At 55.6% G+C, this 24,777-nt stretch carries 18 protein-coding genes and 4 tRNA genes; 5 read left to right on the forward strand and 17 right to left on the reverse strand.

Annotation, left to right across the window (positions count from 1 at the left end; translation table 11 throughout):
- Nucleotides 1-701 precede the first annotated feature (701 nt).
- The gene (locus MPRO_RS05230; RefSeq protein ID WP_082708459.1) at nt 702-1,466 is read left to right on the forward strand and encodes an endonuclease/exonuclease/phosphatase family protein; all 765 of its coding nucleotides are present in this window, start codon (nt 702-704) and stop codon (nt 1,464-1,466) included.
- 574 nt (nt 1,467-2,040) lie between these two features.
- Here the strand turns inward: MPRO_RS05230 and MPRO_RS05235 are convergent.
- The 3 genes from MPRO_RS05235 to MPRO_RS05245 all read right to left on the reverse strand — a co-directional run bounded on the left by MPRO_RS05235 (nt 2,041) and on the right by MPRO_RS05245 (nt 5,333).
- Complete coding sequence (locus MPRO_RS05235) at nt 2,041-2,781, reverse strand: DUF1499 domain-containing protein (RefSeq protein ID WP_067288329.1); 741 nt, start codon at nt 2,779-2,781, stop codon at nt 2,041-2,043.
- A 196-nt stretch (nt 2,782-2,977) separates the two neighbouring features.
- Entirely contained in the window at nt 2,978-3,637 is a 660-nt protein-coding gene (locus MPRO_RS05240) for a TetR/AcrR family transcriptional regulator (protein ID WP_067288332.1), read from the reverse strand.
- Nucleotides 3,638-3,719: 82 nt separating this feature from the next.
- Nucleotides 3,720-5,333: a tetratricopeptide repeat protein gene (locus MPRO_RS05245; RefSeq protein WP_067288335.1), complete on the reverse strand. Its 1,614-nt coding sequence runs from the start codon at nt 5,331-5,333 to the stop codon at nt 3,720-3,722.
- Nucleotides 5,334-5,590: 257 nt separating this feature from the next.
- On the opposite strand from MPRO_RS05245, the gene MPRO_RS05250 reads away from it, so the two are divergent.
- Both MPRO_RS05250 and MPRO_RS05255 read left to right on the forward strand, forming a co-directional pair.
- Nucleotides 5,591-6,514 carry a histone deacetylase family protein gene (locus tag MPRO_RS05250; RefSeq protein ID WP_067288357.1) on the forward strand — a complete coding sequence of 308 codons (924 nt, stop codon included), beginning with the start codon at nt 5,591-5,593 and terminating at the stop codon, nt 6,512-6,514.
- Between the two features lie 129 nt (nt 6,515-6,643).
- Nucleotides 6,644-7,219 (forward strand): hypothetical protein, encoded by a 576-nt coding sequence (locus tag MPRO_RS05255; RefSeq protein ID WP_216821246.1) that lies wholly within the window; start codon nt 6,644-6,646, stop codon nt 7,217-7,219.
- Nucleotides 7,220-7,329: 110 nt separating this feature from the next.
- Here the strand turns inward: MPRO_RS05255 and MPRO_RS05260 are convergent, their stop codons facing one another.
- From MPRO_RS05260 to MPRO_RS05315, 12 genes are all read right to left on the reverse strand, one after another.
- Entirely contained in the window at nt 7,330-8,631 is a 1,302-nt protein-coding gene (locus MPRO_RS05260) for a sodium ion-translocating decarboxylase subunit beta (protein ID WP_067288362.1), read from the reverse strand.
- Between the two features lie 16 nt (nt 8,632-8,647).
- Entirely contained in the window at nt 8,648-10,438 is a 1,791-nt protein-coding gene (gene oadA, locus MPRO_RS05265; protein ID WP_067288364.1) for a sodium-extruding oxaloacetate decarboxylase subunit alpha, read from the reverse strand.
- Between the two features lie 55 nt (nt 10,439-10,493).
- A complete protein-coding gene (locus MPRO_RS05270) occupies nt 10,494-10,751 on the reverse strand; it encodes an OadG family protein (RefSeq protein ID WP_067288366.1) in 258 nt (85 codons plus the stop codon).
- Between the two features lie 321 nt (nt 10,752-11,072).
- Nucleotides 11,073-12,536: a tRNA uracil 4-sulfurtransferase ThiI gene (gene thiI / locus MPRO_RS05275; protein ID WP_067288374.1), complete on the reverse strand. Its 1,464-nt coding sequence runs from the start codon at nt 12,534-12,536 to the stop codon at nt 11,073-11,075.
- Between the two features lie 1,215 nt (nt 12,537-13,751).
- Nucleotides 13,752-13,828 (reverse strand) — tRNA-Arg (locus tag MPRO_RS05280).
- Between the two features lie 25 nt (nt 13,829-13,853).
- Nucleotides 13,854-13,930: transfer RNA gene (locus MPRO_RS05285), tRNA-Arg, on the reverse strand.
- Nucleotides 13,931-13,980: 50 nt separating this feature from the next.
- A tRNA-Arg gene (locus tag MPRO_RS05290) sits at nt 13,981-14,057 on the reverse strand.
- Nucleotides 14,058-14,070: 13 nt separating this feature from the next.
- Nucleotides 14,071-14,158 (reverse strand) — tRNA-Ser (locus MPRO_RS05295).
- Between the two features lie 59 nt (nt 14,159-14,217).
- Complete coding sequence (gene csrA / locus MPRO_RS05300; protein ID WP_067288377.1) at nt 14,218-14,409, reverse strand: carbon storage regulator CsrA; 192 nt, start codon at nt 14,407-14,409, stop codon at nt 14,218-14,220.
- Nucleotides 14,410-14,635: 226 nt separating this feature from the next.
- A complete protein-coding gene (locus tag MPRO_RS05305) occupies nt 14,636-15,871 on the reverse strand; it encodes an aspartate kinase (protein WP_067288380.1) in 1,236 nt (411 codons plus the stop codon).
- Nucleotides 15,872-15,984: 113 nt separating this feature from the next.
- On the reverse strand, nt 15,985-18,582 hold the full coding sequence (alaS, locus tag MPRO_RS05310; protein WP_067288383.1) for an alanine--tRNA ligase: 2,598 nt from the start codon (nt 18,580-18,582) through the stop codon (nt 15,985-15,987).
- A gap of 169 nt (nt 18,583-18,751) precedes the next feature.
- Nucleotides 18,752-19,204 carry a regulatory protein RecX gene (locus MPRO_RS05315; RefSeq protein WP_067288388.1) on the reverse strand — a complete coding sequence of 151 codons (453 nt, stop codon included), beginning with the start codon at nt 19,202-19,204 and terminating at the stop codon, nt 18,752-18,754.
- A gap of 232 nt (nt 19,205-19,436) precedes the next feature.
- On the opposite strand from MPRO_RS05315, the gene MPRO_RS05320 reads away from it, so the two are divergent.
- A complete protein-coding gene (locus tag MPRO_RS05320) occupies nt 19,437-20,000 on the forward strand; it encodes a thioredoxin family protein (protein WP_067288391.1) in 564 nt (187 codons plus the stop codon).
- Nucleotides 20,001-20,062: 62 nt separating this feature from the next.
- On the opposite strand, the gene MPRO_RS05325 is transcribed toward MPRO_RS05320, so the two are convergent.
- Together MPRO_RS05325 and gbcB are read right to left on the reverse strand one after the other, a co-directional pair.
- Complete coding sequence (locus MPRO_RS05325; protein ID WP_067288394.1) at nt 20,063-21,040, reverse strand: calcium/sodium antiporter; 978 nt, start codon at nt 21,038-21,040, stop codon at nt 20,063-20,065.
- A gap of 439 nt (nt 21,041-21,479) precedes the next feature.
- A complete protein-coding gene (gene gbcB / locus MPRO_RS05330) occupies nt 21,480-22,583 on the reverse strand; it encodes a glycine betaine monooxygenase reductase subunit (protein WP_067288417.1) in 1,104 nt (367 codons plus the stop codon).
- A 344-nt stretch (nt 22,584-22,927) separates the two neighbouring features.
- Here gbcB and gbca point away from each other — a divergent pair, with 344 nt between their 5' ends.
- The gene (gbca, locus tag MPRO_RS05335) at nt 22,928-24,214 is read left to right on the forward strand and encodes a glycine betaine monooxygenase oxygenase subunit (protein WP_067288395.1); all 1,287 of its coding nucleotides are present in this window, start codon (nt 22,928-22,930) and stop codon (nt 24,212-24,214) included.
- Nucleotides 24,215-24,777: the final 563 nt, after the last annotated feature.

Here is a 24,777-nt window from a genome sequence, read left to right on the forward strand (position 1 = left end):
CTGGTGAAAGGTCGCCGTGCCTGCACAACAACTTTTTACCAAACGGTAAATTTAACTTACATCAAATTTTGCCAACTGGTCAAATATTTTTTTACAGGTGGCGCAAATGCGAGGTGCGAGGTGCGAGGTGCGAGGTGCGAGGTGCGAGGTGCGAGGTGCGAGGTGCGAGACAGAGTGTGGCGCTCGCAGGCCAGCGCGGTGCTATTTTTTCTGATGACCGACATGCCTTGTGACCCAACAAGCACTGTCTGCAAGAGAAAACGCAAAGGATGTGCGGCCAAGAAGCCCTGCGCCAGCTTATAAAGGGCTTGGAAAGGCAACTGAAACCCGCGGCAGTAATCAGAAATTTAATTATTTGCTCTACGCCTGTAACCCCGATAGCACTCTACAGCCACGCAACTAATTACAGGCATACACTGATAATATCGGGAGGTATATGGGCGACTCCCTAAAATTAGTTAATCAATTTTCAGTGGCGAACAGTGAAAAAGTTACCTAATATCAAAAAACAAAGGTGTCCCCGCTATTGGACACTGTGTAGAACTCTTAACCTAAACCTCCATGAAACTTTCAAAAGGGGTTAAATGTTAATCATCTGTTTTATTAACAGAAGCACAATGCTGTTAGTATCCGTGCAAGCTCAGACATAGTCGGGCTACCCTACAAATAAACCCTTTTTTCCGGCGTTAACGGTATCGCATATGAGAATCGTAAATTGGAATTGTAACGACGTATTGAGAAAAAAGCTGGACGAAGTCAACAGTTTTGACGCCGACGTACTAGTTATCCAAGAGTGTGAGAACCCAGAAAAGTCCAACCCTGAGTATAGAAACTGGGCTGGTGAATACCTTTGGATAGGAGAATCTAAAAATAGAGGAATTGGTGTATTTCCCAAAAAAGGTAACACGATTAAACGCCTCAATTGGCAAGGGGATTTTAAGCTCACTGAGTTAGAAAGCAGCAGCGCGGCACTTCAATGGAGCACAGATGAATTAAAACTATTCTTACCATTTACGATCAACGATCATCTTACAGTTTTGGCAGTCTGGACAAAAGGTAGTAATGAACAAGCTTTCGGATATATGGGACAGTTCTGGAAATACTTGCAGATCCATCGAAAAGAATTATCAGGAATGAGAACAATAATTATTGGTGACTTCAATAGCAATGTTATATGGGATAAACCTGACAGGTGGTGGAACCATTCTGATGTCTTATCGGAGCTTGATGCAATAGGTGTTCGAAGCCTTTACCACAAACAGTTTAATGAGGCACAGGGAAAGGAAAGCAGGCCAACGTTTTTTCTCCACCGAAATACTGAAAAGGCTTATCACATAGATTATGTTTTCACGTCAGAAGACACTTCCGGAATCAGCAACCTTGAGATAGGTAACCACAATGACTGGATAAAGGTTAGTGATCACGTGCCTTTGGTTTTGAATATAAGTAGTTCATCCGCTAGCTAAGGAAATTATCGGCATTGAATTTCATAATCTATAACTGCTGGCGGAAAAGGTGAAGTTGGCAGCCGCCCCCTTATGAAGCCGGCGAGCACTGAGGTCAGGCGGCGAATTGGCCCTAAGGGGCGCAACAGGGACTATTGCGCCTCCGATGAGGTACATGGATGAACCGACTCTTCACCTTGAGGGCAGGTCGCCCGCACTATTACGTCAGAGCGCTGCGAAAAGGCTTCATCGGAGGCGCATTCTTCAAGGTAAAAAGCCTTGGTTACTTTATTTGCGCGTGCAAAGAAAGTAACGCGCCAGCAAGGCGCAACACAAACCATCAAACTGCTCCGATATCCCAGCCTGCACAGGCTCCAACACAATCACCTTAATCTCATTCAACCATCTAAACCATCTAAACCAGATCAAATTAGCAGCGAGCGCCACACGATGCAATTCACAGGCTCATTAGCACCCGACAAAAGCCGCTGATTCCGTACCAGGGCATAACATAGGACGCATTCTTTAAGATAACCCAGGTTACTTCCCTTGCGCATGCAAATAAAGTAGTCCGCCAGAGATTAAATAAAACAGCTTACTCGCCTTCAAACGCCTTAATAAACGCCCTGATACGCGCCGCATTCACACCCCTGTCACCGCGCCCTATGCGCGACACACTGCGAATATCAACACGGCTGGCGCTGTCTACGGGAGTCACCACAACAACGACATCATCCATAAAACCATATACAGATGTTCTGGCGGTCGCTTCAAGGCGCATTTCACTCGGGTCTTGTGCAACAATCTCCCAACCCATCGCCTTGGCGACACGCAATGCCTCAGCAAAGGCTTCGGATGCAGGCTTGCTGGACTGAATTGGCGCAATATCAGGATAGGCCTTTCTCTGCTCTGCCGCGATCTCAGGACCACCGTAGACTAAGGAGTTTCTGGCGCCTGCCCGGCTATCATCCAGCACCCTAAACACCGGTGGATGACTTGTATCAGTCGTAATATCGTGGATGGGCGGAAACTGTTTCGCTGGCTGAATAGATCCGTAAATCATAGGAGCCAGTAAACCGACCCCGATCAGGCTTGCGGCAGCAGCCTTGACGGCACCTGCACTATTACGCGTTACAAGTTGATAGACTAATCCGAGCGCGCCCAGGCTGATCACACCGTAGCCAACAGGGTTCAGATAGGTGCGGATAAGACCAAAGCCAACGATAGGCTCCCATAAGCCAAAACGAGCACCAAACATTGTCAGCACGACCCCTAGAAGGGCGAAAATAGCGATAAACAGCAAGACAGACCCAAAACGAGATGAGCTATTAACCATTATTTACTTTCCAGTTTAATTAGGAATATTTTAACAAAACAAGTGATACGCCGATCACCTAAAATCAGACAATAGATTCAGGATTCAGGATTCAGTGGCATCACCTTTGAAGTTATTTTTATTTTAGAGCGGATATGACATCGATACATGCAAGTTTACCCGCTGAAATACCCGACCGTCTCTCAGCTTCAGCGCATCAAGATTTCAACCCTATTCCCTTCAATATAATATGGGTCAAAAAATCCCCCGCCCGCGTAAAATCATCCGCCTCCAGACTCTCTTTGCCCAGCGACAACTCAATCTGCGCCGAAAAATCCGCATAGGTCTGGGTGGATGCCCAGATGGTAAAAAACAGATGTTCAGGCTCGATGGGATCAACAATCCCATCGGCAATCCAGCCCCGTACCAGCGCAAGATCTGCTTCGAGCTGGGGCAACAGCCGCTCACGCAGATACTCCTTCAGATGCGGCGCGCCATTGATGATCTCGTTGGCAAACACCTTGGAGCCGTTAGGATGGGTGCGGGAGATTTCGAACTTGCCCCTAATATAGTTTTCCAGCATGGCGGCGGGGTCTTCACCGGCCTGCGCCAGCAGCGTCATTTTCTCGAGCCACATGTCGAGAATCGTCTTCAGTACCTGATGGTAGAGAATTTCCTTGGATGAAAAATAATAAAGCATGTTCTGCTTTGACATGCCGGCCCGCTCGGCGATGGCTTCAACCGAAGCGCCGTTATAGCCAAACTGTGCAAACACGTCTTCCGCCGCCACCAGTATGCGGGTTTCATGGCCCTCCCTGATGCGCGAGCGCCGCTTGGGTTTAATTTCTTCGACCACTGAGGTGCTGTTCCCTGTCATTCACTCTGTTCCACTGCTGTTACTCAAAAGACTGGGGGAATTTTACCACATGGTCCAGGCAGGCGCTGAAGCGCCTGCGCCACTAACGCAGCAGCGCTCCCAGGCTGCCCTGGGGGAGCTGCTCCACGGGCAGGGTCCGCAGGCGTTTAAGCAACATCTGCCGTGCCTGCATATCGCCCTTCATCGACAGAGTGGCGGCCAGGTGCAGATACCTATCCACCATGCGCAGGCGCTCATCGCGCCTTGTTTCGGTATCACGACCGGACTCCAGAAACAGCTGGGCGAGATTGAGCAGCGCCGCCGCATTGGCGGGGTCGTATTCGATGGCCATGCCGAAGTAGCGCAGTGCCTGGGGAACCTTGCCGACGCGGTAATGCTTCACGCCCAGACGGTTGACCTTCAGACTCATGGCCGGATCGCGCTTCCCGGTATCTGGCGGCACCAGCGCCAACATTGGCGTTTCGGGCTCCAGCAGCGGCACCTTGTCGGCACTCACCCGCAGCTGTTCGCGCTTGAGATCCAGCGGTGCTTCGAGCGTCCGGTTAACCATCTCGGCTTCGCGCTCCATGCGTTCGGCTTCGGCGGCCTCCCCCAGGTCCTCGAACAACTGGCGGCGCAGCAATGCCACCTGGATTTTGCAACGACTGTCCCGTGGAAACTGGAACAGCGCCTGATTGAGAGACTGGTCAAAGGCATCTCGCAGCTGTCCCGCCTGGCGCGCATCGGCATCAGCCAGCGCAAGGCGCTGAATATTGGCCAGTTTCAGAAAAGGCTCGGGGGAACGGAAGACACTGTGGCGCCCCAGCACAATGGACTTGCGATAGGCTGTCTCGGCGCTGTCCAGATTGCGGGTCTGGGTCGAGACCCGACCCAGCTCCATCTGCCGCGGAATACCCATCGGGCTGCGCGTGGTGGCATCCACCAGTGCCTCACGGGCGGCGGGCAGCTCACCCAGACGCTCATGTACGATGGCCAGCAGATCATAGGCGCCGATCAGCAACGGATAATGCTCGATCAAACCCTCCAGTACGCCCACCGCATCACGCAATTGACCCAGTCCCGCCAGGGCTTCGGCCAGGTGCAACCCGGCTTCCTTGTCCTGACTCTGCCAGTAGCGGGCCTCAGACAGCACCCGTGCTTCCTGAAACCGGCGCGCCTGGATCAGCAACTTGCCCTTAACCTGCTGCACAAAATCAAACAGCGGATCATGCTTAGGTACCCGCTCATCACAGGCCTCTATGGCGCGGGGCAAATCTCCCATTTCCAGCGCCATATCCACCGGACGCAGTACCGCCTTGCGACACACCAGGCTATCTAGGCGCAGTTTGAGTTCGTCAATACTGAAGGGCTTGGTGAGCAGAACATCGGGACGGCTGTCGATAGCATGCAGCACCATCTCCTGGCTGGCGTCGCTGGTCATGAAAACCCAGCCTGCGCTTGGTTTCATATAGCCACGGTAGCGGGCCTCTTCCAGAATCTGGATACCGGAAACCGCATCGCTGCCGTTGTGACCGAGCAGAATCAGATCGAAGCCGCCCTCGGAGATCAGGCTGAACACACGGTCATTAATGCTCACCGCCTGAATATTGTGCACACCCAGGCGACGCAGCATATGGAAGATCGCCGAGCGGACATTGCCGCTGCTATCAATCAGCAACACCCGCTTGTCTGAATAGTCGACCTTCCTGTTCGTCACCGAGGGCGGATTCCTTAATACTGCCGTTGCAATAGCCGAGTATAAGAGGCCGGCGTGAATCAAGAAAGGCGTACTGCGACCCGAAACACAAATAGGTCGCCATATTGGCTTATACCTATAGCTAGCAGCCAGCGGCGCAACGATTCGCTACACTCAGGTACTTAACTCAGGCATTGAGCCTCGCACTACAGAGCCAGACCACGCCCAAAGCACCATAGCCGCACCCATAAAAATGATAACGACAAGAGTACGCCTGCATGACCACCGCATTCATCTCCCACGCTGACTGCAGCCTGCATAATATGGGGCCGGAGCATCCCGAAAGCCCGCTGCGCCTGCTGGCCATCCGCAAGGTGCTCGAACGCACCGGTCTGATGCAGGATCTGGCAGAATACAGCGCCATCCCGGCCAGTACCTTGCAGATAGAGCAGGCTCATAGCCGCCAGCACCGCACCGGGCTTGAACGGCAGCAGCCCGAAGAAGGCATTTTCCATGCCGATGACGATACCGCGCTCTGCCCCGATACCCTGAATGCGGCCACTCTGGCCGCGGGCGCCAGCATCCAGGCCACCGATTTGGTACTCAGCGGCGCCAGCCAGAACGCCTTTTGCTCCATACGCCCACCCGGACACCACGCCGAACAGAACCTCGCCATGGGATTCTGCTTCTACAACAACGTGGCCATAGGTGCCCTGCATGCGCTGCAGCAGCCCTCGGTACAGCGGGTCGCCATCGTCGACTTCGACGTGCACCACGGCAACGGCACTGTGGATATCTTCAAGGACAGGCCCGAAGTGCTGGTGTGCTCGACCTTCCAGCACCCCTATTATCCCGAGCGCTACCAGGATATTCAGCGCGACAATATTCTCAACTGCCCACTGCCGGCCTACAGCAAACCGGCGCTGTTTCGCCATGCGCTGGAAGACCGCTGGCTACCTGCACTGCAGACCCACAAACCCGATATCATCTTTATCTCCGCAGGCTTTGATGCTCACGCGGAAGACCCCATGGCGGACCTGGAACTGACCGAAGAGGATTACCGCTGGGCCACCGAACTGCTCACCGATGTGGCACGCCAATGCTGTAACGGCCGTATAGTGTCGGTGCTGGAGGGCGGCTACAACCCGGTGGCACTGGGCTTTTCAGTGCAGGCACATCTGGAAGTGCTGGCGGGGTGCTGAAAGGAAACCGGGCCCATTGCTGCACCACTACGGGAGTACCTAAGTACCATTGTGAAGCTGGCAAGCATCCCTAGACTGGACTCTTCAGCCTCAATCCTGCATTGAGAGCCTGGCCTGAAGAGGAAATGAATGATGAGACTCGCCACGCTTGCCCGCCATGCCGCAGCCGTTACCCTGCTGCTGTGGCAAATGCCAATTGCCTCAGCGGCCTCCCTGCCGCTCGGCGACCGCAGTATCTACCTGCTAGATAATCAGGGCAGCGAACACAGGATCGGCCGTGTCGAGCTGCAACAGCAGGCCGGCAGCGATCTGGTGGCGTATCAGCTGGAGGTGGATACGGGCCGCTTCGCCGACCACTTCCTGTCAATGAAGGAAATGAAGTGCCTCGAAGGCCCGGAGCACATGTGCTTTCTCCCCTACCCCTACGACAACCCTCACACACTGAGCGAAACTGACCTGCGCTGGCTCGAACACGATCTGCTATTCATGTTCAAACCCCCAAGCCAGTTTGGCGCCAACTTCTGGAATGGCGTCTATTACCGGATGACGGTCACAGACGGTGGTATTGAAGGCGAGGCACGGGCCGTAGATCTAAACCAGCTTGCAGCCCCGCCCGATGACTTGACCCAACCGCCCTTTGGCATCCACGACATCAACGAAACCGAGCTGGAACAGCGCTGGCTGCCCCGTCTTATCATTCGCTGATGGCCGCCAGAGCAAGTTCCCCTGCAACTTTGAAGCTTGTGGATAAAATAATGCCAGCCACAAAAAAGGGGCCGTCATCGACGGCCCCTTTTTATCCAGCAGTCTGTCGCTTAACCGACAAACTTGATCATCACACCGGCTGCCACCGCAGAGCCGATAACGCCAGCGACGTTCGGGCCCATGGCGTGCATCAGCAGGAAGTTCTGCGCGTTGGACTCCAGTCCCAGCTTGTTGGATACGCGGGCCGCCATCGGCACGGCCGAGACGCCGGCGGAGCCGATCAGCGGGTTGATTGAATTGCCTCCGGCCATCTTGTTCATGACCTTGGCCATCAGTACGCCACAAGCGGTACCTATACCGAAGGCAATGATACCCAGCACCAGGATACCCAGCGTCTGCACGTCCAGGAACTTGTCGGCGGACAGCTTGGAACCGACCGACAGACCCAGGAAGATGGTGACGATGTTGATCAGGGCGTTCTGAGCGGTATCGCTCAGGCGGTCCACCACACCACATTCGCGCATCAGGTTACCGAAGCAGAACATGCCCAGCAGCGGTGCGGCATCCGGCAGCAGCAGAGCGACCAGAATCAGCAACGAAATCGGGAACAGGATCTTCTCCAGCTTGGTCACGTGACGCAGCTGACTCATCTTGATCTTGCGCTCTGCCTCAGTAGTGAGTGCACGCATGATCGGCGGCTGAATCAGTGGCACCAGCGCCATGTAGGAGTAGGCAGCAACTGCAATCGCACCCAGCAGCTGGGGTGCCAGCAGCGTGGTGACGTAGATGGCGGTCGGGCCGTCGGCACCACCGATGATACCAATGGCTGCCGCGTCCTGAATGCTGAAATCCATCACACCCAGGGTCGTCAGGCCTATGGCTCCGAGCACAGTGGCGAAGATGCCGAACTGTGCCGCCGCGCCCAGGAACAGAGTCTTAGGGTTGGCCAGCAGAGGACCGAAGTCGGTCATGGCGCCCACGCCCATAAAGATCAGCAGGGGTGCAGCACCTGAGGCAATGGCCACCAGATAGAAGTTGTACAGCATGCCGTTGCTGTAACCGCCATCCTGGGCGACCAGGGAAGCTGTCGCATGCACCGAAGGCGCCGAGACATGGTAGGCGTGCAGGATTTCATCGGGGTCAGTGCCGACAACATTCAGCACCGACGCCAAGGCCTGCATCAGCTCCGGCTTGGCGAAATGTACGGCGTTCTCAACCGCAGAAAAGGCCAGACCCGCTTCTGGAATGTTGGCCATGATGCCACCGAAGCCAATCGGCACCAGCAGCAGCGGCTCAAAGTTTTTGTTGATCGCCAGGTACAGCAGCAAAAGGCCGACCACGATCATCACAAACTGGCCGCCGGAGATATTGTATATCCCCGAGGCAGTCAGCAGAGTTATCAGCTTATCCATTTGGATCCTTCCCCGATTACGCCAGGCTCAGGAGGGCATCACCCACCTGAACTGCGTCGCCTTCCTTAACGTCGACGGCAACCACAGTACCTGCGCGGGCGGCGCGGACTTCGGTTTCCATCTTCATGGCTTCGAGGATCACCAGTACGTCACCTTCCTGCACGGCCTGACCCACTTCCACTTCCACTTTCCAGATGTTGCCAGCCAGCGGTGCTGGTACATCTTCACCCTCTGCAGCAGCCGGTGCGGCAGCGGCAGTGGCGGCTGCAGGCGCAGCAGCCTTGGAGATTGCGGAGATATCACCACCTTCAGCGACCTGAACCACGTAGTTCTGGCCGTTAACGGTGATAGTGTAAACTTCAGGGCCGGATTTCTTCGGTGCAGCCATGGTCTGAGCGTCCTCTAGAGTCGGTGCAGGTTCAAATGCGTCGGGGTTGCCGCGATTTTCCAGGAATTTAAGCCCAATTTGCGGGAACAGGGCGTAGGTCAGAACATCATCAATCTCATTGTCACCCGTTTCCAGGCTGATGCCTTTTTCCTGGGCCTGCTTGCGCAGTTCAATGGTCAATTTTTCCAGCTCGGGCTCAAGCATGTCGGCCGGACGGCAGGTAATGGGTTCCTTGCCATCCAGTACACGTGCCTGCAGTTCGGCGTTGTAAGGCGCAGGAGCAGCGCCGTATTCACCTTTCAGGATCGCCTGCACTTCCTTGGAGATGCTCTTGTAACGCTCACCCATCAGGACATTGATAACCGCCTGGGTGCCCACTATCTGGGAGGTGGGCGTTACCAGCGGGATCAGACCCAGATCTGCGCGTACGCGGGGGATTTCGGCCAGCACTTCGTCAAACTTGTCGGCTGCGCCCTGTTCGCGCAGCTGGCCTTCCATGTTGGTCAGCATGCCGCCTGGCACCTGAGCAATCAGAATGCGCGAATCAGTACCGCGCAGGGAGCCTTCAAACTTGGCGTATTTTTTGCGGACGTCGCGGAAGTAGGCCGCTATTTCTTCCAGCAGCTCCAGGTTCAGACCGGTATCACGGTCAGTACCGTCCAGGGTGGCAACCACAGTTTCAGTCGCGGTGTGGCCATAGGTCATGGACATGGAGGAAATGGAGGTATCGACGCGGTCGATGCCCGCTTCGATGGCCTTGAGCAGCGTCATGTCTGCCAGACCTGAAGTGGCATGGGACTGCAGCTGAACTTCCAGCTGAGTCTGGTTCTTCAGACGGGATACCAGGTCAAACGCCTCGTAGGGCTTGAGGATGCCGGACATATCCTTGATACAGATGGACTCCGCACCCATGTCTTCCAGGGTCTTGGCGTAATCCACCCAGTTGTCCAGGGTGTGAACAGAACTGGTGGTATAGGAGATGGTGCCCTGGGCATGCTTGCCAGTCGCCTTGACGGCCTTGATGGCGGCGGCCAGGTTACGCGGATCGTTCATCGCATCAAAGATGCGGAATACGTCGACGCCATTGTTGGCAGCACGATCCACAAAGCGGGCAACCACATCGTCAGCGTAGTGACGGTAGCCCAGCAAATTCTGGCCGCGCAGCAGCATCTGCTGGCGGGTATTCGGCATGGCCTTTTTCAGTTCGCGGATACGGTCCCACGGGTCTTCGCCAATGTAGCGAATGCAGGAGTCAAAGGTTGCACCACCCCAGCTTTCCGTGGACCAGTAACCGACCTGATCGAGCTTGTCGGCAATCGGGAGCATGTCGTCCAGGCGCATGCGGGTAGCCAGCAGAGACTGGTGACCATCACGCAGTACCAGTTCGGTAATGCCTAGCGGTTTCTTTGCATCAGACATGTTTAAAGGGCCTTTAGTCGAATGAATGCATTTATTCTTTTCATTAGCACTGCCGTCAGTTTGAGCGGAACTTGTGTACCGCTGCACTGATCACGGCGACCAGCTCGTCATTGTCGGCGGCTGGAGCACTGGCAGAAGCCGACGCAGAGGCCGGTTTACGCTTTTTAGCCTGTTTTATTTCAGGCGCGGGGCCGTATTTCATAACAAGCTTGGACATAAGACCGGTAACGAATACCAGCAACGTCAGGAAAACGAACACGAATCCCATGCCGAACACCATCAGTTCGAGGCCTTCGGAGAGCAGACTATCCATCGTTGGATGCTCCTTGTGTTAATCCAGTCGCTATCTAATTCGCTTAAAGTTCTTTTGTTTTTCAAGAACTTAACAACAAATAGATCGAATTTTATAAGAATTAATCGGATTCAATTTAGCCGAAAACGCCTGATCCCGGCAACATAAGCGCACCTAGTTTAGTCAAATTAGGGGGAACAGTGGAGACGCCAGGCGACTGCATAATTTATGGCAGGCATTTAAGAAAACTTATAGCTGACCCTATTTCGATTAAACTCAGCTATTAAATGGTACAAAAAAGACGCCCAAGAGGCGCCCTTTTGCGGTAGCTTAGCCCGACCTTCAGGCGCTTTCGGGACGGAAGACCTTGACGTTGCCAAAGCCCTTTTCCTGCAGGTGGTGCGCCTGCATCTGACTCATCACGCCCTTTTCGCAGTACAGCAGGTACTCGCGGTCAGCATCGAAATTTTCCACTTCAGCACCAAGCTTGAAAAACGGGATGGTCAGGATTTCGCAGCCGGGCATGTTGAGCGGCTTCTTTTCCTGCTCGTGGCTGGCACGGATATCCACAATCACCTGGTTGGCACCGACCCGAGTCAGGGCTTCAACCGCGGCATGGGCGTTTACGTTCTCGACGATCTCGTCGATGGGTATCACCTGCACTTTCTTCAGCGCCTGTTCCAGCACTTCAAAATCGAAGTTAGCCTCTTCTTCCAGCACCCGCTCCATCTTGCCTCGGGTGGTCGGGCGATCCGAAATCACGCCGCAATATTCTGGCATGCTTCTGGCAAATTCAAAGGCACCGATCTCCTTCGACAGATCGATGATGTCCTGCTTGTCGGAGGTCACCAGCGGCCGCAGCACCAGCTTGTCGGTCGCCTTGTCGATCAGTGCCAGGTTGGTCAGGGTCTGGCTCGACACCTGGGCCACGCTTTCCCCAGTCACCAGGGCATCGATCTTCATGAAATCGGCCGCCCGTTCTGCTGCCCGCAGCATCATGCGCTTGAGAATGACCCCCATGTAGGAATGGTGCACGTTCTGCAGCAGCTCGCCGATGACCTCCTCGAAGGGCACGGTTACAAACTTGACCCGCGCGCTGGAGCCGTAACGCTGCCACAGATGCAAGGCGACCTGCTTGACGCCGATCTCGTGGGCATGACCGCCGAGATTGAAGAAGATGAAATGGGTTTTGCAGCCGCGACGCATGGTCATGTACGAGGCCACCACCGAATCGAAGCCACCGGAGATCAGCGACAGTACCGGCTCCTGGGTTCCCAGCGGGAAGCCGCCCAGACCCTTATGGCGCTCGGTCACGATAAACATGCGATCGTCCACGATTTCAAGATCGACCCACACCTGCGGCGTGCGCACATCGACGCCGGCCGCTTCCGTATGCTGATTCAGACCGCCGCCGATATAGCGCTCCATGTCCACGGAAGTGAAATCATGGTTGCGACCGGTACGCTTGACCCGCACCTTGAAGGTTTTGCCACGCAGAAGTTCGGCGTAGGCGTCCCGTGTGCGCTCGTAAGCGTCATGGAAGTCGACCAGAGGAAATTCCCTCACTTCAAGAAAGGCATGCACACCGGGCGTGCGAGACAGCACAGTGACGACTTCGTCACGCAGATGCTCAGTGCCTGGGCCGCACACGACATCAATCTTGTCCCAGTTGTTGCGCACCTTGATCTGTTCATCGACACGACGCAGCGTGACTTCCAGATTGGTCCCCAGGCGCTGAATCATGCGCTTGCGCACGGGGCGGCTCTTGATGGTGATTTCGGGAAATAGCTTGACGATAAATTTCATGTCGCGGACCAGGAAAGCAGAACAGGGAAAACGGAGGGTCACGATTATACCGGATCACACGCCCAGAGTCAGAACCTTGTCCAGGCTTCAGGGCGAGGTGCGAGGGGCGAGGTGCGAGGTTCGAGGTTCGAGGTTCGAGGTTCGAGGTTCGAGGTTCGAGGTTCGAAGGCTCAAGGGGCTAGAGGCTAGGGGCTAGAGACAAGACAAGCCAGTACCTAGCGAGTGCCAGGAAAACAGACTGAGAATGTAGAACAGGGTTTTGATGAAACTAGAGAAAAAGCTGAGAGCTGAGAGCTGAGAGCTGAGAGCTGAGATATTGCCCTGGTGGCTGCTGCCGGTTCAGGACTCTCTCGGAATAATCTGCTTTAAAACACTACGTTGTTCTGTAGTGGTGCGCCCGGCACGAGTGGAGCCTGTGACCGTCTGGTGGCGCCTGCGGCGACCGAATAGCCCAAGTACTCTTTCTGGAGTGATATCCGCTTTGAGATTGGGTTCGTCGTCAGACTGAGATTTTACTGGGGTATGGAAAGCTGCTTTAAAACACTACGTTGTTCTGTAGTGGTGCGCCCGGCACGATTGGAGCCTGTGACCGTCTGGTGGCGCCTGCGGCGACTGAATAGCCCAAGTACTCTATCCGACCAAGGGCAGACAGCGAGGTGCGAGGTTCGAGGTTCGAAGGGGCTAGGGGCTAGGGGCTAGGGGCTAGCAAGGCAGAATGCCAATTGCAGCTATCTAACATGAGCTAGTAAAACAGATTGGAAACGCAAAAGAGGAGGAACAGGGTATTGATGAAGCTAGAGGTAGAACTGAGAAGTAAGATCAGAATAATACTTGCTTCAAAAAATCTGCTTTAGAGACACTACATTCTTTCGTAGTGGTGCGCCCGGCACGATTGGAGCCTGTGACCGTCTGGTGGCGCCTGCGGCGACTGAATAGCCCAAGTACTCTTTCTGGAGTGATATCCGCTTTGAGATTGGGTTCGTCGTCAGACTGCGATTTTACTGGGGTATGGAAATCTGCTTTAAAACACTACGTTGTTCTGTAGTGGTGCGCCCGGCACGAGTGGAGCCTGTGACCGTCTGGTGGCGCCTGCGGCGACCGAATAGCCCAAGTACTCTTTCTGGAGTGATATCCGCTTTGAGATTGGGTTCGTCGTCAGACTGAGATTTTACTGGGGTATGGAAAGCTGCTTTAAAACACTACGTTGTTCTGTAGTGGTGCGCCCGGCACGATTCGAACGTGCGACCGCCTGGTTCGTAGCCAGGTACTCTATCCAGCTGAGCTACGGGCGCTAAAGCAGTGAGGTTGTTACAGGAGTGGTGCGCCCGGCACGATTCGAACGTGCGACCGCCTGGTTCGTAGCCAAGTACTCTATCCAGCTGAGCTACGGGCGCTTCCTGTATATCCCCTCAAAGGGACAAACTTGTTGACGTATTTTTTTAAGTGGTGCGCCCGGCACGATTCGAACGTGCGACCGCCTGGTTCGTAGCCAAGTACTCTATCCAGCTGAGCTACGGGCGCTTACCTAAAAAAATGGCGGTGAGAGAGGGATTCGAACCCTCGATACCTTGCGATATACACCCTTAGCAGGGGTGCGCCTTCAGCCACTCGGCCATCTCACCTCGACAACGGGGCGTACTATACGAGTTTGATTTTCAAAAGAAAAGGGTTTTTTTAAGTTTTATTCCTGATCTTCCTGATCGCCGGATTTTTCGCGCTGAATACGCTGATAAATCTCTTCGCGATGCACAGAAACATCCTTAGGCGCATTGACACCGATGCGAACCTGGTTACCTTTGACGCCCAGCACGGTCACGGTGACGTCATCACCTATCATCAGTGTTTCGCCCACGCGGCGGGTAAGAATCAACATCTATTGGATCTCCTTAAGCTTTCCTAGAATACTGCAGGCCTGAGGGAGCATTAGCCAGCGTTCTGGCGAACCGCCCGTATTCCCTATTCCCATCGAACCACAGCCTTACAGGCGGTGCTCAACCCGATTAACGCAGCCTCAGATAGTACAGTAAGTCCCTGTAAACTGATGCAATAACCGGGTCCAGCACAGGCCGAATTAACTATAGCCTACTTCAACACAGCTACTATTCGCTAACCGTATCTGCCTTGTCCAACTCGAAGGCAGAATGCAGTCCGCGCACGGCCAGTTCAAGGTACTTCTCTGCGATGACCACAGATACCTTGATTTCAGAGGTCGAGATCATCTGAATGTTGATGTTGTCCTGCGCCAGGGCATCGAACATTTTTGTCGCCACACCCGCGTGTGAGCGCATGCCGACCCCGACAATGGAGACCTTGGCGATCTTGTTGTTGCCGGCCACTTCACGGGCACCCAGCTCCGCACAAACCTGACGCAAAATAGCCTCAGCTTTGGCGAAGTCATTGCGATGCACAGTGAAGGTAAAGTCGGTCGTTTTGTCGGCGGCCACGTTCTGCACGATCATGTCGACTTCAATATTGGCGCGACTGATCGGCCCCAGAATACGCGACGCCACGCCCGGAATATCAGGCACGCCAATCACGGTCAGTTTGGCTTCGTCGCGGTTGAAAGCGATACCGGAGATAACTGGTTTTTCCACTGTATCCTCATCCTCTATGGTAATCAGGGTGCCGGGACCATCCACAAAGCTGGATAGCACTCGCAGCGGCACTTTGTACTTGCCGGCGAATTCGACCGAACGAATCTGCAATATCTTTGAACCCAGGCTGGCCATTTCCAGCATTTCTTCAAAGGTAATCTTGTCCAGGCGGGTCGCACCCTCAACCACCCTGGGGTCGGTGGTGTAGACGCCATCCACATCAGTATAGATCTGGCACTCATCGGCCTTGAGGGCTGCTGCCAAAGCCACACCGGTGGTATCCGAACCGCCACGCCCCAGGGTGGTAATGTTGCCTGCGGCATCCATACCCTGGAAGCCAGCTACCACCACCACTCGACCGGCAGACAGGTCTGCCCGCATGCCGTCGACTTCGATATCCTGAATGCGTGCCTTGGTGTGGGCACTGTCCGTAAGAATGCGCACCTGACCACCGGTATAGGAGCGCGCGCTGACACCGCGTTTCTCCAGCGCCATGCACAACAGCGCTATGGTCACCTGCTCACCGGTGGACACCAGTACGTCCATTTCCCGCGGGCTGGGTTCGTCCTGTATGGCCGTGGCCAGCCCAATCAGGCGATTGGTCTCGCCACTCATTGCGGACAATACAACTACCAGGTCATGTCCCTCGTCGCGAAAGCGCTTTACCTTGTCCGCCACCGCTTCGATTCGTTCTACAGTGCCCACGGACGTCCCGCCGTATTTCTGTACGAATAGAGCCATCTTCTGTCTGATCCTTTCACCGCCAGCACGGCGGCCCCTAGTGTCTAGTAATTACAAAACAGAACGCGAGGATCATCAGCCGGTGATGCTGCTCGCACTCTGCCTGCTACCTTTTAAAGCGTGGATTCCAGCAATGCCGCTACCGAGGCCAGAGCCGCCGGCAGTGCTGCCACATCGTTACCCCCACCCTGGGCCATATCCGGGCGGCCACCGCCCTTGCCGCCGACCTTGGCAGACAGGTCACGAATCAGATCCCCGGCCTTGACGCGCCCAGTCAGATCCTTGGTGACACCCGCCACCAGACTGACTTTATCGTCCTGAGCTACGGCCAGTACAACGACACCGCTACCCAGTTTGTTTTTCAGCTGATCCAGCGTATCGCGCAGCGCCTTGGGTTCAATGCCGCTCAGTTGCTCTACCAGCACCTTCACGCCCTTGATCTCAATTGCCTTGTCAAGCAGCTCGCCGCCCTGCAGGCTGGCGAGTTTGCCCTTGAGCTGTTCCAGCTCCTTTTCCAGCGTACGGTTGCGATCCACCAGACCGCGAACCTTGTCGGTCAGGTTGTCGCGCCCGCCCTTGGTCAGGCTGGCTATGGTGCTGCAGGTCGCATCCAGCGACTCGACCCAGGCCAGAGCTCCGGCACCGGTTACGGCTTCGATGCGACGCACGCCCGAGGCGATGCCGCTTTCGGCCACGATTTTCAGCAGGCCCAGGTCACCGGTACGCTGCACATGGGTGCCGCCACACAGCTCGGTGGAGAAGCCTTCAGTACCCATGCTCAGCACACGTACCTGAGCATCATACTTTTCTCCGAACAGCGCCATGGCACCACGGGCCTTGGCCGCGTCTATATCCATGATTTCAGTATTTACGCCACTGTTGGCACGGATCTGGTCGTTGACCATGTCTTCCACTGTCTTGAGCTGCTCAGGCGTCATGGCTTCAAAGTGGGCAAAGTCAAAGCGCAGGCGCTCGGCATTAACCAGCGAGCCCTTCTGCTGCACATGTTCCCCAAGCACCCGGCGCAGGGCTTCGTGCAGCAAATGCGTGCCTGAGTGGTTCAGCGCAGTCGCCTGACGGTTTGCTGCATCCACTTCAGTGGTGACTGTATCGCCCAGCGTCAGCACGCCTTCGCTGACCTGACCCTGATGCAGATGATTCTTGCCTTCCTTGCTGCAATCGGTCACATCGAACAAACCACGATCCCAGCGCAGTGCGCCGCGATCACCCGCCTGGCCACCAGACTCGGCGTAAAAAGATGTATTTTCCAGTACCACAACGCCGGTCTCGCCTGCCGACAGTTGCTGCACGGCTTCGCCTTCCCGGAACAGCGCCACAACTTTGGAGCTGTCCTGCAGTGCGCTGTAGCCACTGAAGACGGTTTCGCCATCCAGGTCCAGCTTGTCGTTGTAGTCTACCGAGAAGGAGCCTGTGGCACGGGCGCGTTCGCGCTGCTGTGTCATGGCATCTTCAAAACCCTGCATGTCGACACTCAGGCCTGACTCACGGGCAACGTCGGCGGTCAGATCCACCGGAAAACCGAAGGTGTCGTAGAGGCGGAACAGGGTTTCGCCCGGAATTACAGTACCCTCGAGATCATCGATAGCCTGTTGCAACAAACGCATGCCATTGTCCAGGGTGCGGGCAAACTGCTGCTCTTCTTTCAGCAGCACGCGCTCGACCTGATCCTGCTGTGCCACCAGTTCCGGATAGGCCGCGCCCATCTCGGCCACCAGCGCCGCCACCAGGGTGTGGAAGAACGGCTCGGTGGCGCCCAGCTTGTTGCCGTGACGAACGGCGCGGCGAATGATTCGACGCAACACATAGCCACTGCCTTCATTGGAGGGCAAGACGCCATCTGTAATCAGGAAAGAACAGGAACGGATATGATCGGCAATCACGCACAGTGACTTGTGCATCAGATCATCACTGCCCACCGCCTTGGCAGCGGCCTTGAGCAGGCTCTGGAACAGGTCAATTTCGTAGTTGCTATGCACGCCCTGCAGTACCGCAGCGATACGCTCCAGGCCCATGCCGGTATCCACGGACGGGCGCGGCAGCGGCACCATGGCACCATCGGCAGAACGGTTGTACTGCATGAAGACCACGTTCCAGATTTCGATGTAACGGTCGCCATCTTCATCCGGACTGCCCGGCGGGCCACCCGCTACATCGGGGCCGTGATCAAAGAAAATTTCGGTGCAGGGACCGCAGGGCCCGGTATCGCCCATAGCCCAGAAGTTGTCTTCATCCAGCTTGGAAAAACGCTCGGGATCAATGCCGATCTCGTCTTTCCAGATGCGCTCGGCTTCATCATCGCTGTGGTGCACGGTAACCCACAGGCGCTCTTTTGGCAGACCAAAAACTTCGGTCAGCAACGTCCAGGCAAAACCTATGGCTTCGCGTTTGAAGTAGTCGCCGAAGCTGAAGTTGCCCAGCATTTCGAAGAAGGTGTGATGACGCGCGGTATAACCCACGTTATCGAGGTCATTGTGCTTGCCGCCGGCGCGCACGCAGCGTTGTGAAGTAGTGGCACGGTTATAGCTGCGCTTGTCGCTGCCAAGGAAGACATCCTTGAACTGCACCATGCCCGCGTTGGTGAACAACAGGGTCGGGTCATTAGCGGGAATCAGCGAACTGGTGGGAACAATTTCATGCCCCTGCTGATTAAAGTAATCCAGGAAGGCCTGGCGAATTTCGGCACTCTTCATGTATTTCATTAGCACGAACCGCTACAGATGATTGGTTGCTCAACAGGAATCAACGTGGCGCTGTATTTCCGGCTCAAAACCCGATCAAAATACCACGCAAAAATGGCGAAGCAGTATATAACGTGAGTAAAAATTGTACGAACTTTTTCCGAAAAGCCCCGTGCCCGCGCTATTCGTCATCGGCCTGCTGCAGCGCGTAGCGGGCCTGATCCAGATTGTAGCCACGCCCCAGCAGATAACGCATGCACTTGGCGTAGTGCTTGCGATCTTCCTGCGTCACAGTGCCAAAGCGTCGTTGCGCCAGATCACGCGCCTGCTCGAACCAGTCGATCCCTTGCTCTTCCAGGCTTTGCTGCCAGAGCTCAGCCCCGATACCCTTGCGCCCCATGTCGCCACGGATGCGCATGGGGCCGAACCCCAGCGCCGCCTTGCTGCGCAGGTAGACCGCGGCAAACCGGGCATCGCTCAGGTAGCCGTCTGCCTCCAGCGCATCCAGCGCTTGGGCCAGCAATTCAGGCTCTACACGTGGGCCTATTTTCTGCTCCAGCTCCATGCGGCTGTGCTCGCGTCGTGCCAGCAGCCGCACTGCGGCGCCTTTTACTTCGCCCAGGGTCTCGAGCATCTTTGTGTTCGTCTTGTCAGCGCGCAAAATTCACGTCTCCTATTCACCTCGCCGCTTCGCCCTGCAACCCGACGTATCAATGCACCGCGTCGGCTCAAGCCCATGGATCAGTCCCTCATTCAGGGCTGCATGGTAGAACCTCAAATGCGTCAGCACCAGCGTGCAACCCACGGCTTGAATGCAACTGCTACTATTATTGTTTCTGTGCCATAACTGACGTGCCGGAGATCGCATGAGCCTCACCGCCTCCACCATGATGCCACTGGGCACGCCCGCGCCGGATTTCAGCCTGCTGAATGTGAGCAGCGGCCAGCTGAGCACGTTGCAGGATTGCACAGGCGCACAGGGAATCCTGATCGCCTTTATCTGCAATCACTGCCCCTATGTACACCATATTGAAGATGAACTGATTGAGCTGGCCTGGGACTATCAGGCCCGCGGCATCGCGGTGGTGGCCATTTCGGCCAACGATATTGAGAGCTCGCCCGAAGACGGGCCTGCAGGAATGCAGGATCGCGCATCGGCCAAGGGGTATCCATTTCCCTACCTCTATGACGAAACTCAGGAAATCGCCAGAGCCTATAACGCCGCCTGCACTCCGGACCTGTTTCTGTTCGACGGCCAACTGAAATGTGTCTATCGCGGCCAGTTCGATGCATCCCGCCCCGACAACGACATTGAGGTCACGGGCAAAGACCTGCGCCGCGCCTGCGATGCACTTTTCACCGGTGAACCTATAGATCCGAATCAGACGCCGAGCGTTGGCTGCAATATCAAGTGGAAAGCTGGCACCTGATCAATCCCGAACAGCTGCCGCTTTACCACCTGATAGTTAAAATCAGCCCGTCTGCGCCAGATTCAGGCCGCCGCCACTATGGTCGACACCAGATAACCGGTGTAGATCAGATAGGCCGCCAGCAATATTCCACCTTCATAGCGATTAATACGCCCCTGCTTTTTGCCAAAGCGGTAACCCATCAGGAAGAGCGCCAGCGTCAGCCCCATGGTCAGGCCCCAATCGCGATACAGCACCACCGACTCCACTTCCAGCGGGTGAATCGCCGCAGCAATACCAACCACCGCCAGGGTGTTGAACAGGTTGGAGCCAATCACGTTGCCCAGCGCCAGGTCATGCTCACCCTTGCGCATGGCAGCGATGGACGATGCCAATTCGGGCAAGGATGTACCAATAGCCACCACGGTCAGACCGATAATCAGATCACTCACGCCCAGCGTCTGAGCGATGGACACCGCCCCCCACACCAGTACGCGGGAACTCACAATCAGCAGCACCAGGCCGATGAGCAGCCAGATAATAGCGGGTTTGAGTGCCATGGTCTTGGCGTCCATTTCCGCATCCATATCAGTTCCCAGGGTGTCACCACGCTGACGCATGCCCTGAAAAATCGACCAGCCCATAATGGCAAAAAAGGCCAGCAACAGAATCAGCGCATCCATGCGATTGAGCTGCCCATTGATCAGCAACAGGCCGCTGAGCAGAGTGACGACCGCCAGTATTGGCAGCTCCTTGCGCAGAATTTGCGAATGCACCGCGATCGGGCTGAACACCGCCACCAGACCCAGAATAAGGGCGATGTTGGTAATATTGGAGCCGTAGGCATTACCCAGCGCAAGGCCCGGATTACCGTCCATCGCCGCCAGAGCGGACACCACCATTTCCGGTGCAGAGGTACCAAAACCTATAATCACCATGCCAATCAGCAGCGGCGGCATGCCAGCGTGACCGGCGGTTGCAGCAGCGCCATCGACGAAACGATCGGCACTCCAAACCAGTAGCACCAGACCCAGAATGACCGCAATAATCGGCAACATCATAGTCCTGTCTCCAGACCACAAGGCTCGACAAAGGCGATAAGAGGCGCACTGACCAGGCGCACAGCGGGTGTAAATAGTTGATAGTAATGATTCATGGCTTGACTGTCGGGGGCCGGCGCTGGACACAGAGATATACCAAAAGAGCCGGCCCCGGTGCTTTCGATTTATCTCAGGTCTCATCAGCCCGAATTCGGACATGATCGCCACGGGTCATGAGGACCCGGAGATTGTTGACGACCATCCTGGCTGGCAGCGTGCAGGGCTGCAAGGGCCAGGAGACTACTCCCCTAAGTGGGCTGGAGAATAGCAGAGTCGCGGGGAAAAATGAATCGACCGCGCGCCGCTGTTTCCCAGGCGACAGCTCAAAAAAAGCTGCCCGCAAACGACAACAGGGCCCCTGGGGGGCCCTGTTGTTTTCAGCGCAGAAGAACCCGCGTTATCAGTATTCCACCACCACATCGCCCTGGGGCACACTGCAGCAGGACAGTATATAGCCCTCAGCCACATCTTCATCGGTGATGCCGCCGTTGTGGGACATTTCCACATCCCCCGACACCTTCATGACCTTGCAAGTACCGCAGATACCCATGCCGCAAGCCTTGGGTATATGCAGCCCCAGTTTTGCCGCCGCCGCATGCACGGTTTCCCCTGGTACGATCTGGACACTCTTGCCGGTGCTGGAGAAGTCGACGCGCAGCATGTCCGAAGCCATGATGGCCTCGGCATCTTCCAGTGCCTGCTCGGCGAATTCGGCCACCTCGACCTTGACGTCCACCGGCGTCGCACCGAAGGACTCTTCATGGTAGCGTTTCATATCGAAGCCGAGGTTTTCCAGCATGTTTTTCACGGCTCGCATATAGGGCGTTGGGCCGCAGCAGAAAATTTCGCGCTCCATAAAGTCCGGCGCCATCATTTCCAGCATGGCGTGGTTGAAGAAGCCACGATAGCCACCCCAGCTCTGGCCGGATTCCTGCTTTTCACACACCAAATTCAGCTTGAAGTTGGAAATGCGCGCCGCCATGTTCTCCAGCTCGCGCTGAAAGATGATATCCCGCGGCGTGCGAGCGCTGTGTACAAACACCATATCCACATCGGCGTTGGTGTCGAAAAACCAGCGCGCCATGGACATCACCGGCGTAATACCGACACCGCCTGACAGCATCAGCATTTTTTCATTGGGGAAGTCGATGCAGTTAAACTGCCCCACCGGGCCATGCACCGCCAGTTCCACACCTACATCCATGTGTTCATGCAACCAGTTGGACACCACCCCACCCGGTACGCGTTTGACGGTGATCGAGAAGCTGTAAGGCACCGAAGGCGCACTGGAAATGGTATAGGAGCGGAAAATTTGCTCACCGTTGATTTCCAGCTCCAGGGTCACGAACTGCCCGGGCTTGAAAAAGAACATGACCGGCTGTTCGGCCATAAAGCAGAACGTCAGCACATCCGGGGTTTCCCGAATCGCATTGACGCAACGCACTACATGACGGCCATTGGCCCAAGTCTGGGTTGTTACCGGATTAAGTGCATCGGTATTCACCATGCTCACATTGGGATAATTCATGAGGCTTCTCTCGTGTTGTCCGCAGACTTGGGGGCAAGTATTATGGCGCCATTGTCATCCCGTCCGGGTGTCGCCGTTTAGCTATTTGCGACAAAAAATTACCTGAACACACCATTCCTGCCACCCCCATGTAACCCGACGTCGAAAAGACAGCGTTTACGTGTCGCAAACAGATAAATAGTGATGGCTGCCTTGGCGCACTATGCTCACCATGGAAGCCTGTATTTATGGCCCATTTGCGGGACAGCGAACAGACCTAAACAAGATTCTCACAGGACGGCCCATTGGGGGCTGCGCCGGTGACTGAGGATTAGCACCAGATGAACCAGCACGACCTTCTTAACATCACCTACGCCAACGCCGAAACCGCTCGCGTAGAGATGGACCGCCTGCTCAAGGGCCGCAAACGCAACTACTCGCTGCCGCGCCCGCTGTATAACGACCCGCACATGTTCCGCATCGAGATGGAAGAGATCTTCCAGAAGGAATGGCTGTTCGTGGGCATGACCAGCGAGGTGCCGAAAAAAGGTGATTACTTCACCCTCGAAGTGGGTCAGAACCCGGTTCTGATCATTCGTGATGGTGACGGCCAGGTGCGGGCTTTTCACAACACCTGCCGCCACCGCGGATCACGTCTGTGCAGCGCCGAACGCGGCAAGGTCGCCAACCTGGTGTGCCCCTACCACCAGTGGACCTACGACCTGAAAGGCAACCTGCTGTTTGCAGGCTCCGACATGGGCACCACCTTCGACAAGTCCGAGCATGGCCTTAACCCGGCCCACTGCCGCACCGCCGGCGGTTTTATTTTCGTCTGCCTGGGTGAGGAAGCTCCTGATGACATGGATCCACTACTCGCCACCCTGGACGAGTACATGGAACCCTACGACATGGAAAACACCAAGCTGGCGGCGGAAACCCATATCGTTGAGGACACCAACTGGAAGCTGGTGATCGAGAACAACCGTGAGTGCTACCACTGTGCCGGCAGCCACCCGGAACTGCTGAACACCCTGCTGGAATGGGACGATACCCACGATCCCCGTGCCGACGCTGAATTCCTCGCCCACTACAAGCGCCAGTCCGCCGAGTGGGACGCCGAGGGTATTCCCCACGAGCACCGCAGCCACGGCCTGCGCAACCGCATCGTACGCATGCCGCTGCGTGAAGGCACCGAGGTCATGACCCTGGATGGCTCCACCGGCTGCAACAAGCTGATGGGACGCATCAAGAACCGTCAGCTTGGCTCAATGCGCATCCTGCACCTGCCCAACTCCTGGAATCACATGCAGAGCGATCACGTCATAGTGTTCCGCGTGCTGCCGATTTCCGCCCAGCAGACCCTGGTAACTACCAAGTGGTTCGTGCACAAGGATGCAGTGGAAGGCGTAGATTACGATGTCGCCAAGCTGCGCAAGGTCTGGGATGCTACCAACGAGCAGGACAAGCGCCTGGCGGAAGAAAACCAGCGCGGCATCAACTCAATGGCGTATCAGCCAGGCCCCTACTCCGAGACCTACGAGTTCGGCGTAATCAACTTCATCGACTGGTACAGCGATAAACTGCAGGAACACCTGGCCGAACCAGCACCAGCGAAAGCTGAAAGCTGAAAGCTGAAAGCTGAAAGCTGAAAGCTGAAAGCTGAAAGCTGAAAGCTGAACATTATTGAAAAGCCCGCAGGTATTAAGCCTGCGGGCTTTTTTGTGACAATGATTGTCTGCCACTCCCGGTTTCGCCCTCTTGGGCGACTCACTTTTCTTCGAACGGCCGAAGTAGCGCAACCAAGGTAAAGAGCGCAAAAGAAGGCCGCCCGCAGAAGCCTTTTCACTGCGCGCTGGACCGAAGGGGCGCACTCTTCAAGGTAAAAAGCCTTGGTTACTTTATTTGCGCGAGCAAAGAAAGTAACGCGCCAGCAAGGCGCAACACAAACCATCAAACCCCTCCGATGCCTCAGCCTGCACAGGCTTCAACACAACCTCCATAATCTCGTCTCACCATCGTAACCAGCTAAACCAGAACAAATTAGCAGCGAGCGCCACACGATGCAATTCACAGACTCATTAGCACCCGACAAAAGCCGCTGATTCCGTACCAGGGCATAACATCTATCTCTTATACACAGCTGACGCTGCCGACGAAACCCTAAGGATAAATATCGCAACACGAGGGAACA

This window comes from Marinobacterium profundum, from assembly GCF_001528745.1.
Taxonomy (GTDB): Bacteria; Pseudomonadota; Gammaproteobacteria; order Pseudomonadales; family Balneatricaceae; genus Marinobacterium_A; species Marinobacterium_A profundum.

Coding starts and splice junctions, on each gene's coding strand:
- MPRO_RS05230 (WP_082708459.1), top strand. CDS start 702: ATGAGAATCGTAAATTGGAATTGTAACGACGTATTGAGAAAAAAGCTG.
- MPRO_RS05325 (WP_067288394.1), bottom strand. CDS start 21,040: ATGATGTTGCCGATTATTGCGGTCATTCTGGGTCTGGTGCTACTGGTT.
- MPRO_RS05235 (WP_067288329.1), bottom strand. CDS start 2,781: ATGGTTAATAGCTCATCTCGTTTTGGGTCTGTCTTGCTGTTTATCGCT.
- MPRO_RS05320 (WP_067288391.1), top strand. CDS start 19,437: ATGAGCCTCACCGCCTCCACCATGATGCCACTGGGCACGCCCGCGCCG.
- MPRO_RS05240 (WP_067288332.1), bottom strand. CDS start 3,637: ATGACAGGGAACAGCACCTCAGTGGTCGAAGAAATTAAACCCAAGCGG.
- MPRO_RS05315 (WP_067288388.1), bottom strand. CDS start 19,204: ATGCTCGAGACCCTGGGCGAAGTAAAAGGCGCCGCAGTGCGGCTGCTG.
- thiI (WP_067288374.1), bottom strand. CDS start 12,536: ATGAAATTTATCGTCAAGCTATTTCCCGAAATCACCATCAAGAGCCGC.
- csrA (WP_067288377.1), bottom strand. CDS start 14,409: ATGTTGATTCTTACCCGCCGCGTGGGCGAAACACTGATGATAGGTGAT.
- MPRO_RS05250 (WP_067288357.1), top strand. CDS start 5,591: ATGACCACCGCATTCATCTCCCACGCTGACTGCAGCCTGCATAATATG.
- MPRO_RS05260 (WP_067288362.1), bottom strand. CDS start 8,631: ATGGATAAGCTGATAACTCTGCTGACTGCCTCGGGGATATACAATATC.
- MPRO_RS05255 (WP_216821246.1), top strand. CDS start 6,644: ATGATGAGACTCGCCACGCTTGCCCGCCATGCCGCAGCCGTTACCCTG.
- MPRO_RS05305 (WP_067288380.1), bottom strand. CDS start 15,871: ATGGCTCTATTCGTACAGAAATACGGCGGGACGTCCGTGGGCACTGTA.
- alaS (WP_067288383.1), bottom strand. CDS start 18,582: ATGAAGAGTGCCGAAATTCGCCAGGCCTTCCTGGATTACTTTAATCAG.
- oadA (WP_067288364.1), bottom strand. CDS start 10,438: ATGTCTGATGCAAAGAAACCGCTAGGCATTACCGAACTGGTACTGCGT.
- MPRO_RS05270 (WP_067288366.1), bottom strand. CDS start 10,751: ATGGATAGTCTGCTCTCCGAAGGCCTCGAACTGATGGTGTTCGGCATG.
- gbca (WP_067288395.1), top strand. CDS start 22,928: ATGAACCAGCACGACCTTCTTAACATCACCTACGCCAACGCCGAAACC.